Source organism: Vibrio sp. 3-2(1) (genome assembly GCF_963887575.1).
GTDB classification, from domain to species: domain Bacteria; phylum Pseudomonadota; class Gammaproteobacteria; order Enterobacterales; family Vibrionaceae; genus Vibrio; species Vibrio anguillarum.
The window spans coordinates 102,480-116,591 of record NZ_CAWPGB010000044.1 but is presented as its reverse complement, the minus strand read 5'-3'; the positions used below and the strand labels follow the sequence as shown (position 1 = coordinate 116,591).

The 14,112-nt window shown below is 44.1% G+C and carries 8 protein-coding genes; 5 read left to right on the top strand and 3 right to left on the bottom strand.

Annotated features, from left to right (window positions below; genetic code table 11):
• Positions 1–157: 157 nt before the first annotated feature.
• Positions 158–1,537, bottom strand: a complete 1,380-nt coding sequence (locus tag AACQ79_RS13605; RefSeq protein ID WP_088733419.1) for an MFS transporter — start codon at positions 1,535–1,537, stop codon at positions 158–160.
• Between the two features lie 275 nt (positions 1,538–1,812).
• On the opposite strand from AACQ79_RS13605, the gene AACQ79_RS13600 reads away from it, so the two are divergent.
• Genes AACQ79_RS13600 through AACQ79_RS13590 form a run of 3 tightly spaced genes read left to right on the top strand, consistent with a single transcriptional unit; the run spans position 1,813 to position 6,768 of the window.
• A complete protein-coding gene (locus tag AACQ79_RS13600; protein ID WP_170899226.1) occupies positions 1,813–3,165 on the top strand; it encodes an ABC transporter substrate-binding protein in 1,353 nt (450 codons plus the stop codon).
• A complete protein-coding gene (locus AACQ79_RS13595) occupies positions 3,162–5,510 on the top strand; it encodes an ATP-binding protein (RefSeq protein ID WP_129533034.1) in 2,349 nt (782 codons plus the stop codon). Before AACQ79_RS13600 ends, AACQ79_RS13595 begins: the two co-directional genes overlap by 4 nt.
• Complete coding sequence (locus tag AACQ79_RS13590; RefSeq protein ID WP_013867894.1) at positions 5,500–6,768, top strand: sigma-54-dependent transcriptional regulator; 1,269 nt, start codon at positions 5,500–5,502, stop codon at positions 6,766–6,768. Before AACQ79_RS13595 ends, AACQ79_RS13590 begins: the two co-directional genes overlap by 11 nt.
• A 181-nt stretch (positions 6,769–6,949) precedes the next feature.
• Here the strand turns inward: AACQ79_RS13590 and AACQ79_RS13585 are convergent, their stop codons facing one another.
• On the bottom strand, positions 6,950–8,098 hold the full coding sequence (locus AACQ79_RS13585; protein WP_026029117.1) for an iron-containing alcohol dehydrogenase: 1,149 nt from the start codon (positions 8,096–8,098) through the stop codon (positions 6,950–6,952).
• 165 nt (positions 8,099–8,263) lie between these two features.
• On the opposite strand from AACQ79_RS13585, the gene AACQ79_RS13580 reads away from it, so the two are divergent.
• Positions 8,264–9,145, top strand: a complete 882-nt coding sequence (locus AACQ79_RS13580; RefSeq protein WP_047689683.1) for an AraC family transcriptional regulator — start codon at positions 8,264–8,266, stop codon at positions 9,143–9,145.
• Between the two features lie 356 nt (positions 9,146–9,501).
• Positions 9,502–12,657: a chitinase C-terminal domain-containing protein gene (locus AACQ79_RS13575; RefSeq protein ID WP_170899225.1), complete on the top strand. Its 3,156-nt coding sequence runs from the start codon at positions 9,502–9,504 to the stop codon at positions 12,655–12,657.
• 112 nt (positions 12,658–12,769) lie between these two features.
• On the opposite strand, the gene glgC is transcribed toward AACQ79_RS13575, so the two are convergent.
• A complete protein-coding gene (glgC, locus tag AACQ79_RS13570) occupies positions 12,770–13,984 on the bottom strand; it encodes a glucose-1-phosphate adenylyltransferase (protein ID WP_170899224.1) in 1,215 nt (404 codons plus the stop codon).
• Positions 13,985–14,112 lie beyond the last annotated feature (128 nt).

Sequence of the window (14,112 nt, the reverse complement as noted above, 5' to 3'; positions counted from 1 at the left end):
CCATTTTACTTGAAGTTATGGTGGTGCTAATTGCACTTGTCCATTGCTCTCGGCCGACATTTGGTCGATTTTTCAAGTGATTTGGATATAGAAAATAAGAATGAAAATAAGAAAATAACAGGGAGGATTATCCTCCCTGTATCAAGGGTGTTATAGATTAGAGACTTGGTTTCGTTTCCAGTATCTGGCCCGTAGGAGCATCAATATCCGTTACTTTCTTGGCATTCCATACCGTAGTCGCAAGCAGTAAAGAAATCACGCCAGCGGCCAACCAGAAATATTGTGCTTGAGTAAAGTCATATTTGGTTACGCCATCCACTTCCGTCATTTTAATCAGTGATGAAGACACCAGTTCTTGAGCCGAAGCAGCTAAGTAAGAGAACAAACCAATAAAGCCCTTTACGGCACCGACGGCATTTTTAGGCATTAAGTCACAAGCCGTTAGGCCAGCAAGAAATACGACAAGCCCACCAATCGCAAAGCCAATTAAGCCTAGAGCAACAGCATCTACCATACGGTTATCGGGGCCGAAGAACATCAAGCACATACCTGCAATGTTGGCAAATCCGTAAAGTAGCGTTGGGATATGACGGTTAGCGTTGAATACTTTATCTGAAATGATACCAGACAAAATAGCGCCCGCGAGGCCTGCAATAGGGTAAGTGGACATTGCAAAACCAGCATCAATCAGTGAATAGCCTTTGGTTTCTTGTAGGTATAACACCGCCCAAGAAGACATCGCATAGCGAGAGATATACATCGCGGCACAAGCAGCGGCAATCAGCCAGACAGTCGGCTGCTTCAAAATGAACAGTTGAGCGCGACGTGTTTCCTTTGGATCGTTGGCTTTTTTGAACTCGGGCTCTTCACCAAATGCTGTTGCAACATCAGGTAAACCATAGGTCTGCGGACGATCTTTCAGTACAAAGAACATAATCAATGCAGCGATGATGGCAGCAATGCCCGCACCGATGAAACCTGCTTGCCAGCCTAAATAACTCACGAGCGTTGCTGTTAGGATCCAAGTGATGCCTTCGCCGATATTTCGAGATCCTCCCCAAATTGAATAACGGCTTCCGCGTTGTTTAGGTGAGAACCATTGGAAAAGCGAGACGCAAGAAGGCGCAGAACCCACCGATTGGAACCAACCATTGACGGCCCAAAGTAACACAAAGAAGAATGCCGTGGTGTTCAACCCCATGAATATGGCAGTGGCACCGGAAAGCAGTAGTGAGAACGACATAAATCGGCCGATGTTGGCGTAGTCAGAAAGGAAACCGTTCGAAAACTTACCAAATGCGTAGGTGAAGAAGAAGGCTGATCCCATGATCCCGAGTTCTTCTATCGATACGATGCCCGCATCAAGCATCGGTTTTTTAACGACGCCTAAACTCATACGAACCACATAGAACATGGCGTATCCAAAGACTAAGCCTAAGAATACTTGCCATTGAAAACTTTTGAAACGCGATTGCATTGCGCCCTGAGAGCTATCCGATAGCGGTAGATCTGGGCGAGTTTTAAAAAAGTTAAGCATGGAGCTCTCCATTCATCAAATACTAAATAGGGTTATTACTAAATAGGGTTGTTTCGTTGTCGGAATGCATCTTCAAACAAATGGGTATGGGGCTCAAAAGTGCCAATTTGAGGCAGAAATGACTCAAATTGAGAGTGTGAATGGGTCAAAAATGGGAATTCAGCGAAGGGTAAATTATGTTTTGCTGATAAAATTGAAATTGTAATACGCTGTTTTGCGTCATAACTGACACAAATGTTTAATAATTTATTTTTAGCTAAACGGTAGAGTTTTGAGTGAACGCACAATTTTTAGGGTTTTGTGATTTAAAAGCGGTTTCCCGTTCTTGTACCTTATTACGCTGGTGCAAATGGATGGTGCTACTAGGATCGATAGCGGCGGCTATCAATACCGCTTATGCAAAAGAGAATGAGTTAGTCATACTGACCACATTTTCACGTGAACCCTTGCTACCTCTTATTGAAGAGTTCAGCAAACAGTATCAAGGGGTTGATGTGCAAGTTGTCCACCGTAGAGCACAATCGAGTATTCAACTGCTTAATAAAAGCTATATCCAGAATATTGATGTAGTGCTGAGCTCATCGCCTTTTTTAATGCAGCATTTAGCAAATAGCAATAAGCTCGCAACCTTACCTGCCCATTTGCAACCACCAGAATGGTTAAAACCCTACATGTTACCGCCAACTGATAAAGTCGTGACGATAGGCTATTCTGGCGCTGGTTTGGTATGGAATCGTGACTATCTCAGCTTACATCATTTACCGACGCCTACGTCGTTCACCGATCTGGCTAATTTTATCTATTTTGACCACATCACGATGAGTACCCCAACACGTTCGGGTACTACTCAGTTAATGGTCGAGAGCATTCTTGCTAAATATGGTTGGCAACAAGGGTGGCGGATTTTACTGAACGTGGGGGCAAATTTAGGGACAATTTCCTCACGCAGTTTTGGTGTGAGTGATTATGTAGCCAAAGGGCAATTTGGGATAGGCCCAACGATTGATAGCTATGCCAGCATATTAGAACGAAAATTTGAGCACGTGCAATTTCGCTATGATGAAAGTTTTACCCTAATGCCCACATACGTCGCCCAAGTGAGCCTGCGTGAAAATGATCAATATGCGAAGGCATTCATCGATTTATTGATGTCAAAAGCGGTACAAACGAATATGGATAGCAATGATTTTTCTAAACATGCGATAAACGATAAATCCCTGTTTAATGAGGCATATACACAGTTGTCCATGGCATCCATTACACATCGTGAGGAGTTAGTTAACTTATTGTTTGAAATTGCGATTACCAAACGCTTACCTCAGTTAAAAGACACTTGGCTCGCAATCAATCATGCTAAAACCAAGTACGCACACAATGGACCAGCTCTGAAGCTCATTGAAAATATTGAAACTCGAGTGTTCTCTTTACCTGTGACCGAAACAGAGTTAGCCGTGGTATATCAGTCATGGCAAAAAATCAGTGTTGATGATGTGCAGTATGAGACACACTCCGCCGCCATTTCTATGCAAGTAGCGGAACTGACGCATCGTTGGAAGATGCAGTTGGCATTAACCTTAGAAGAAGCTTTGTCCGATCTAAAAAACTTGGACCGGGTCGATACGCCATGATTTTTCCGAAATACAACACGATTGGCGCGAGACTGGTTTTGGCCTTTGCTTGTAGTACCTTGCTGTTGACGATTGTCAGCATCGTCGCATGGGGAACATGGAATAGTTTAGATAATCAAGTGAGCGAGCTGCTTGATAAAAGTGTTCCTAAATATAATGCCAGTTATCTGCTCGAAAGCAGTAGTTCGGAAATTAAAAGACGGATCGAAATCATCTCAAATACGCGTAACAAAGTTGAGTTGGATGAGCAACGGCAACGTTTGGATAACAATTTAACGACGATCAGCAAAATATTAAGCGAGATTGAATTGAACAGCGAGCAGCAACGGCTGCTTGCTGGGTATCAACGGCTACGTAATCTTAGTGAGCAATTTGGTCTTCTGGTCGGGCAACGGATTGATCAAAGTCGTCAAATTGAGTTACTTCAAGAGCAGATCCAATGGCTACATCAAGATATTGGTTCTGAGTTGACTCCGCTGCGCCAAGAAATACAGTGGCAGCTAGAGCGTAAAATGAAAGGTAATGAAAGCGACATGCTGTTTGCGAGTTTAGGGGCTGTCCAGTCTATCCTAGATGGTGAGGCTCAAACGTTTATGTTCGCAAAAGAGCTCATCCAATCTAAGCATATTAGCCAAGTGAATAATGGCATGAAAGTACTACAGTACCGCCTTGAAGAACTGTACGCACAGAGTGCGCCGATTTTTTCACAACCTGCAACCATCGCCTATCAACAATTACTCAGTGAGCTAATGGATGTATTGAGTTTGAATGGCTCTTTCCATCAAAACTTACGTTCTATGGTGCGTTTAAATGCCCAGCTTGATGATATTCGAGCTGAAGTTCAGCAGCAGCTTCTCCACCAACATACTGATATTGCTATGTTGGTAGCCAACGCCGATGAGTCGTTTGTTCAAGCGAAAAAAGAGACCACGGAACTGGTTTCTCATGGTAACCGTATTCTGTTTGTCTGCTTTAGCTTATCGATCATTATCAGTTTGTTTTTGACTTACTATTTCATCAATCGTCGGATTGTGGGCCGACTTAACCGCCTTAGCGACAGTTTAGATGCCATCATTCATAACGATCTTTCACACCCTATTGTGGTAGACGGCAGAGATGAAATTGGCCGGATCAGTGAAAAATTGGTTCAGTATGGTAAAAAAGTGGAGGAAATGGACCGAACCAACGCACTGAGTTTGATTAACAATACGCAAGCGAGTTTAATCACTTGTGATTTGGATGGTTATATTGAATCGGCTAACTTAAGCGCTCGTGTTCGCTTGAATATAGACCAGAATGAGGACCCGAAAGCCTTTTGGCTCTGTTTTTCAACGTCAACTCAATCGCAGTTGCAAGCACTGTTTAACCCAGAGGCTAAGTTGATCGAAAATGGTGCAGATGTCATTACGCTATCGTTAGGCGATGTGGATAAACCTTATTACTTGCGCTTGTATTTACGTAAGTATACCCACGGTTTAAGCGATAAAGTTATCATCACGATTACGGATGTTACCGATCAAGAGCACGCTAATCGATTATTAGAAGAGCGAGTTCGAGCAAAAACTCATTCATTACGTGAAAAAAATCATCAGTTACTCGCTGAAATTGAGCAGCACCACCGGACCGAAAACCATCTTAAAAAAACACAAAGTGAGTTAGTACAAGCCGCTAAAATGGCGGTGGTCGGGCAAACGATGACCAGTTTAGCGCACGAATTGAATCAACCATTAAGCGCAATGTCGACTTATCTCTATAGCGTAAACCTTGCTTTAGAGCAGAAGAAAACAGAGCAAATCAGACATTCCATCGATCATATTGAACATTTAACAGAGCGAATGGGCAAAATCATCAATGGGCTACGTCATTTTTCTCGTAAAAGTAGCAGTGATGAAACCCTTACCCCTGTCTTGATTACTGATGTTATCGGTCAGGCTATGTTGTTGGTTGAAACGAAAGCGAAACGTCAACAAATAGTATTGCAAAGCCATATTCATCAACCAATTCAAGTCATTGCAGATCAAATCGGCTTGGAACAGGTATTGATTAATTTGTTGGTAAATGGCTGTGAAGCGGTTGTGGGATGTGAGCACAAAAAAGTTGACGTGATATTGCTGTCGAGTACGCCAACGCATCACGTTGTTGCAGTATGCGATTCAGGGGCTGGATTTGCTCATGATGTCGTTGAAAAACTCTTTACGCCCTTTACCACGACCAAAGAAGTAGGGTTGGGCTTAGGGCTGAATATTTGCCGCTCGCTCATAGGAAAAATAAAGGGTCAAATTTATCTTGCCTCGACAGTCAGCCGAGGTGCAATGGTCGTGCTGGAGTTGCCTTATGAATCATAATTATTCTGTTTTATTGATTGATGATGACCAAGATGTCCTTGACTCATATTCGCATCTTATGTCGATAGCTAATTTGCCGTCAAAAGCACTTCTTAATCCCACCAAAGCGTGTGAGTTTATCCATTCTGATTGGGCTGGAGTGATATTGCTTGATGTCTATATGCCACAAATGAACGGCATTGAATTGCTTAAAGCGATTAAATCGATTGATGAGCATATTCCTGTGATTGTCATTACTGGCCACGGAGACATTCCTATGGCGGTAGAGGCGGTCAAAATAGGGGCATGCGATTTTCTTGAAAAGCCAATCAATCCTGCGGAGTTATTGAGCTTAGTGAAGAAAAATCTCGATATTCGTCGTCATTTTGTACAACAAAAAACGGCTATGGCCAACTCAATCAAATGCGAACTCATCGGAAAATCCGCTCAAATGGGGCAAATTCGCCACCATGTTGCTCAGTATTCAATGCTCAACAGTCATGTTGTTATTTGTGGAGAATCGGGTGTTGGAAGGCATACTATTGCATATCTCATCCACCAACTGACACAGGGTAATCATGCTTCATCGCTGGTGGAATTAACCGTTTCATCAGCGACCACGCTCGCACAGATTGAACAAAAATTAGATGCAAGTGAAAACGGTACATTGCTAATAGACCACATCGAATTACTTTCTGAAGAATTGCAGCGTTATTTGACTCAGAGGATGCTTAACCAAGAACGCCTAAGCAAAGCTCGAACGCGCGTGATTGCTATTTTAGGTACGGAACCTGAAGCCTTGATTACGGCTAATCGGTTGCAGCCAGAACTCTATTATTTGCTAAACCAAGGCGTGATAGAGGTGCCTGTACTTCGACATCGTCCCGATGATATCGCTACTTTGTTCCATTATTTTCTCAAGCAGAGTTGTAATAAATTGGCGAAACCTTTGCCAGCGGTAGAACTGAGTTATTTGTCGCTACTGCGTGCACATCAATGGCCGGGAAATGTACGAGAGCTGAGAAATGTAGCTGAATTATATGCGATAGGTATTGTAAAACTGACGGGAAAAGAGCGTTTGTACAATCAGTCTGATCTTTTATCACCGCTTGATGAATTGGTGGATGATTACGAAAAGCAAATTATTGAAGATGCATTATTTCTCCATTCTGGTCGCGTCGCTGATGCCGCAAATTATCTGCAAGTACCGCGTAAAAAGCTCTACTTACGAATGAAAAAACATGGTTTAGAAAAGGATGACTTTAAAAGTCGTTATTAGTTTTTCAATTTTAGGTGGTGGATCAGTTTGATAATGCTGGCATGGTAATGAAAGGCCGCTACATAAAGTATCCAATACAAAAAAAGTACAAAAAAAGCAGCGCTCAATTGCGCTGCTTGATGTAGCTGAATCTATGCTATTGGAATGTGGAAATCACTATTCACTCGTCTAAAAAATGAGGCTAAATGATAGCTTGTTCCAAAATTTCCCGTGATTTTTCAAGCGTGATGGCTTGCTGTTCACCCAAAACAAGCATTCCATGTGCGTTCAGTTGAGCGATAACTGCGTCTATGGCCGCTTGCTTACTGCTATTATGATCCGCAAACTGGGTTGGAACATTCAAGCTGTGGTAGAAGGCTTCAATCGCATCGATTGTGCGTAAGGCAAGATCGCTAGTTTGATTGAGTCCAAAGACATTTTTGCCCATTTGCTCAAGTTTCGCGCGTTTGTTCTCAAGTTGATTGCGCAGTAGGGAAGGCTGCACAATCGCTAGCGAACGGGCGTGATCAACATGCCATAATGCGGTGAACTCGTGACCAATCATATGAGTCGCCCAATCTTGTGGAACGCCAGTACCGATCAGGCCATTTAGTGCTTGGTTCGCTGTCCACATCAGGTTTGCTCGCCATCCATCATTATCACGCTGGTCATATTGTTGACCCAATACCAGCAAGTTTTTAAGTAAAGTTTCGGCATAGCCGTCTTGAACCATCGCATTGGTTGGCAAGGTTAAATATTGCTCACAGACGTGTACCCAAGCATCAACAATACCGTTGATCAACTGGCGCTCAGGCAGTGATTTCATTACATCTGGATCAAGCACTGCGAACTTAGGCTGTACCGCTGGAGCCATAAAGGCCAGTTTGTCTTGTGTTTGTGCTTTGGTAATGACCGCGCCCATGTTGGATTCAGAACCGGTTGCAGGCAGAGTCAGAATTGCACCGATAGGCGTAGCTTCAGTAACTTGATGTTTACCCACCATGATGTCCCAGCCATCCCCATCATACTTAGCCGCCGCGGCAACGTATTTTGAACCATCGATAACCGAACCACCACCCACGGCAAGAATAAAGTCGATGTCCTGTTCTTTGACGATAGCAACCGCTTTATCTAAGGTTTCTTTGGTTGGGTTTGCTTCTACACCTGAAAACTCGACCCATTGGTGGTCAGTGAGTGCACTCACGACTTGGTCATAAACACCATTTTTTTTGATCGAACCGCCACCGTAGATCACCAGTACTTTTTGGTCAGTTGGAATCGCCTGACTGATTGCCGAGATTTGGCCTTGGCCGAAGTGAATTAGAGTAGGGTTAACATAAGTAAATTTCATTATTCTCACCTTTGCTTATAGAAAAGGAGGCGGCGCCTCCAAGGCAGTGTTTTACGATGTGCATATTAGTATTAATTATCCAGTCAATATAGACCAATTTCTCGAAATTAATTGCCTAATTCTCTAATTGTCGTATTCTTCCTTCAGTTTTGATAAGGGGGCATTATGAGTAAACTGGCGCAACTGATGCAGCAATACATTGAAAAACAATCTTTAGATCATTTGGAAGGTATTCACCAAACGGCAGTGCCGAGCGTATTGTTTTATCGCAGCAGCCGCGGTAATGGTAGACAACCCCTTGTGTATCAATCCGGTATCATATTATTGGGGCAAGGACATAAACGCATTCATATTGGTAGCCAACCCGTAAATTATGGCCCTAATGATTACTTGGTTGTTGGGGTACCTTTACCACTTGAGTGCGAAGCTTTTGCGTCTGAAAGTGAACCGTTATTGGGCTTGACTATTAATATCGATCACTCACTTCTCCTTAAGCAGGTTGATCGACTTGAGGCTTCTGGTTTTTTATCTGATTGCATAGACAAATCAAAATGCGGGCTGAAATCAGTAGAAATGGGCGCAAAGATGCAAGCAAGTGCGATTCGTTTGATGTCTGCATTGGTTGATGATCTTGAAGCTAAAGTGCTTGGCGAAAGCTTAGTCGAGGAGATTGTGTTTCGGGCATTAACCAGCGAGCACGGTTATGTGCTTTTTGATCTCGCTCATCAAGAAGGGCACTACGCCCGGATAGCCAAAGCGTTGAGTAAAGTACATCAAGAATATGATCAGTCCATTACCGTTCAGTTGCTCGCCGAAGAAGCCAATATGAGTGTTTCGGCGTTTCACCACGCCTTTAGGCTGGTGACGTTAGAATCTCCTTTACAATATTTAAAAAAAGTCAGGCTTAACAGAGCGAAAGAGCTGATTCGTGTGGAAGGCAAGCGTGTGAACGATGCCGCTCGCTTAGTTGGTTATGCCAGCGCATCTCAGTTTAGTCGAGAATATAAGCGACATTTTAATGAAACCCCAAGAGGAGTACAGCGTTAGAAATCGCGCATAAAGTTAAACTCTACATTTTTGTAACAATTAGTGTTGTTGCATATTTTTTGCTCTTTTTGATAGTGTGTAAGTTAAATAACCGGCAGGCAGTCCGTACATTGTTCTGATTTCGGCGCTTTTTTTAGAATCGGAAAATTAACCAATAATTAGTTGTTGATGCAAAATAACGATGCCTCTTTTGCAGAAATAGTGCAACTTGTTGCGAGTGATTTTTGATATTTGAACAAATTGAGGTGCTTATTTATCGCTCTGTCCTACAGTTGTTTCACGTGAGAATTAAAGTCTGGTTTCTTCTTGATACGAGGCTTTTTATAGTGAAACAATAACTTAAGGAATGAGCAGCTATGCATTTAAACAACAGGACAGTGGCAAAGGGTGTTTTTACACTGAGCACTTTAACGGCCTCTTGCTTGATGGCTTTTAACAGCTATGCAGCCGTTGATTGCACGACACTAAGCCCTTGGGAATCGTCAAAAGTTTATACTGGCGGTAACAAGGTTCAGCACAGTGGTACCGCCTACCAAGCTAACTATTGGACTCAAGGTAACGATCCAGCCAACTTTTCCGGTGATTATGCCCAGTGGAAAGTGTTGGATGTTTGCGCCACTTCCGGTGGTGAGAACCTGCTACCGACCGCGAATCTCTCTTCACCTTCCGCAGCAGATGTGATTGCTGTCGGTGATACCGTAATATTAAGTGCGAACGCAACCGATAGTGACGGCAGCGTTGCTCGAGTCGAGTTTTCTGTCGATGGTGCAATTGTGGGTATAGTCACCACGGCACCTTATAAAGCCACGTGGGTCGCAACCGCTGGTCAGCATGAATTCAGTGTTGTAGCCATCGATGATAAAGGTGATGCCAGCGTGAAAAGTGCAACGACCTTAACGGTGAAAGAGGCACAACAACCAGGCAACCAGGCTCCAACTGTTGATATTACGCTCTCTGCGGTCTCCGTTGACGTGGGGGCTTTAGTCACCTTAACCGCAAACGCTGCTGATACTGATGGAAGCGTCGATAAAGTTGATTTCTTCGTTGCGGGAACGCTGGTTGGAACAGCTGTTAGTGCTCCGTATACCTTAGAATACACCGCGACAAAAGCGGGTAACTTGGCGGTGTTTGCACGCGCCACTGATAACCTTGGTGCGACGACAGATTCCACGTTAGCGACTTTAACAGTCAATGGCGCGCCAATAGCTAATAATTGTCGTCCTGATGGTTTATATCAAACCGAAGGTGTGAATGTACCTTATTGCACTGTTTACGATGCGGAAGGTCGTGAGATCATGGGGGCGGATCATCCACGTCGTGTTATCGGTTATTTCACCAGTTGGCGTGCGGGTGATGATCCGCAATCGGCTTACCTTGTAAAAGACATCCCGTGGGAGCAGCTCACGCACATTAACTATGCCTTCGTCAGCATAGGTTCCGATGGCAAAGTGAATGTAGGCGATGTGAACGATCCCAATAATGCGGCAGTGGGCAAAGAGTGGCCAGGGGTTGAGATTGATCCTGCATTAGGCTTTAAAGGTCATTTTGGTGCGTTGGCAACAGCGAAGAAAAAATTTGATGTTAAGACCTTAATTTCTATCGGAGGCTGGGCTGAAACTGGCGGGCACTTTGATACGGCAGGCAACCGTGTCGCCGATGGTGGTTTTTATACGATGACAACCAACGCGGATGGCTCTATCAACCACGCTGGTATTGAAAAATTTGCAACATCGGCTGTTGAAATGATTCGTAAATATCAATTCGATGGTGTCGATATCGACTATGAATATCCAACCTCAATGGCGGGCGCAGGTAATCCAGATGATAAAGCGATTATGGAACCTCGCCGTGCTTATTTATGGGCGTCGTACCAAGAGTTAATGAAGGTACTACGTCAGAAGCTTGATCAAGCATCGGCACAAGATGGCCACCATTACATGCTGACGATTGCAGCACCATCTTCTGGTTATCTATTGCGTGGTATGGAGACGTTTGATGTCACTCAGTATCTTGATTATGTGAACATCATGTCTTATGACTTACACGGCGCATGGAATGATCACGTGGGTCACAACGCGGCTTTGTATGACACTGGTAAAGATTCAGAGTTAGCACAGTGGAACGTATATGGTACGGCTCAATACGGTGGTATTGGTTACCTCAACACCGACTGGGCTTATCACTATTTCCGCGGCTCTATGCCCGCAGGGCGCATCAACATCGGCGTTCCTTACTACACGCGTGGCTGGCAAGGTGTCACGGGTGGAGAGAATGGTTTATGGGGGCGAGCGGCATTACCTAACCAAGCTGAATGTGCTCCGGGCACTGGTGAGGGTGAGAAAAACAACTGTGGCCACGGCGCGGTGGGTATTGACAACATGTGGCACGACACCGATCCGAAAGGAAACGAGATGGGCGCAGGTTCAAACCCAATGTGGCATGCCAAAAACCTAGAGAAGGGGATTTGGGGCTCTTACGCCCAAGCTTATAACCTTGATTCAGTGAATGAGCCTGCCGATCAACTTGTCGGTCTTTACCAACGTCACTATGACAGCGTTGCCGTCGCGCCTTGGCTGTGGAATGCCGATAAAGGGGTGTTCTTATCAACTGAAGATAAAGAGTCTATCAACACCAAAGCCGATTATGTCATCGATAAAGAGATCGGCGGCATCATGTTTTGGGAGTTAGCGGGCGATTATAACTGTTATGTCTTGGACGCTAATGGTCAACGCACTCAAGTGGATTCAACAGAGCAAGCTTGTGCAAGCGGAAATGGCGAATACCACATGGGTAATACCATGACGAAAGCAATTTATGACAAGTTTAAGTCGGCAACGCCTTATGGTAACACGCTTGCAACAGGAACGATTGCCAGTGAAACTGTAGACATCGCGGTCTCCGTTGGTGGATTTAAGGTGGGTGATCAAAACTACCCAATCAATCCGAAAATCAGCTTTACTAACAACACAGGTCAAGAGATCCCAGGTGGTACTGAGTTCCAGTTTGATATCCCCGTATCTGCACCTGATAATGCTAAAGACCAATCTGGTGGTGGTTTGAAGGTGATTGCTTCTGGCCATACTCGCGCCAACAACGTCGGTGGCTTAGACGGTGTCATGCACCGCGTAGCGTTTAGTTTGCCGAACTGGAAAGCTCTGCCCGCAGGCGGCGTGTATGAGTTGGATATGGTTTACTACCTCCCTATTTCTGGGCCTGCAAATTACAGCGTAAACATTAATGGTGTCGATTACGCCTTCAAGTTTGAACAACCGGATCTTCCACTTGCTGACCTATCTTCTGGTGGCAGTGACGGTGGAGATACTGGCGGTGGCGATACCGGTGGTACCACGAATCCTAGCAATGTCATTACTTGGGTTCCCGGATCCACACAGGTGAAAACTGGCGATGTTGTGATTTACAACGGGAAATGTTTTATTGCCAAAAACAACCCCGGCGTTTGGGAGTCACCGACTCAGTCAAATTGGTTTTGGGATGCAACAACGTGCCCATAACCGAGCGTGATTAATCGGTATGTTTTGAACTCAGTGTAAAGTAAGAAGCCTTAGCGTGTGCTAAGGCTTCATTTTAATGAGGGATAAATTGAGTGGGCAAAAAAATCTAGGTTTAGAATTGATAACTTTCGGGTACCACAACAATGCCATTTTCTGAAATACGGAAACGCTGGGCATCTTCAACTGGGTTTAAGCCAATTTGAGTATGTGGAGGGATTTTTACATGTTTATCAATAATACATCTCATGAGCTGACACCCTGCGCCGACTTCAACATCATCAAATAAAATGCTATCGACCACTGTTGCACCATTATCAATTCTGACGTTTGAAGAAATAATGGAGTGTTGTACAGAACCTCCAGAGTTAATCACACCGTTTGAAATGATCGAATTAATGAATATACCTTCGTTACCTGTTGCAGAAGAAACCGTGCGCGCAGGTGGGTATTGCGCTTCGTAGGTACGAATGGCCCAGTTTTTTTGGTATAAGTTCATTGGTGGAACGGGTTCGAGTAAATCCATGTTAGCGTTATAAAAAGAATCAAGTGTACCGACATCACGCCAGTAACAATCTTTAGCGACTCGCCCCCGGTCACCGCAAAACTCATACGCATAAACAGCATGGCTTTCAATCAATTTGGGAATGATGTCATTGCCAAAATCGTGACTCGAGTTTTCCCGTTCTGCATCGTGAACCAAAGCACTTTTTAATACTTCCATATCAAAAATGTAGATCCCCATAGAAACTAAGCTGCGATGAGGATTATTGGGCATGGAGGGTGGGTCACTTGGTTTTTCGATGAATGAGGTGATCTTGAAGTCATTATCTACATTCATCACGCCAAAGGCAGAAGCTTGTTCTCTTGGGACATCCATGCAAGCGATAGTCAGTGCAGCATTTTTTTGCTTATGAGCTTCGAGCATAGACGCATAGTCCATCCGGTAGATATGATCACCAGATAAAACAACGACGTGTTTGGCATCACTGCGTGAAAGTAGCCACATATTGTGGTAGATAGCGTCCGCCGTTCCTTCGTACCATTTTCCGCCTTTTCTCATCTGCGGGGGGATCACAGAAATGAATTCGCCGAGTTCTGGATTGAAAATAGACCAGCCATCACGTAAATGTTTTTGTAATGAATGAGATTTATATTGAGTCAGGACCAAAATCTTTCGCAGCCCTGAGTGTAGGCAGTTGGTGAGTGTAAAATCAATGATTCGATATTTTCCACCAAAGGGTACAGCCGGTTTTGCTCTGTCATCAGTTAGCGGAGATAGCCGCGAACCGACGCCACCTGCTAACACAACGGTTAGTGTTTCTTGCATCTTATTTCTCCCTAAATATGTGCAATCTATTTACCATATTAGAGAGTAGTACAAGTTTTAAGCCAAAAGTAAAAATGATAGCGAACAATACGTTACAAACTAAGTTTGCGATAATTGCACGAAAATAA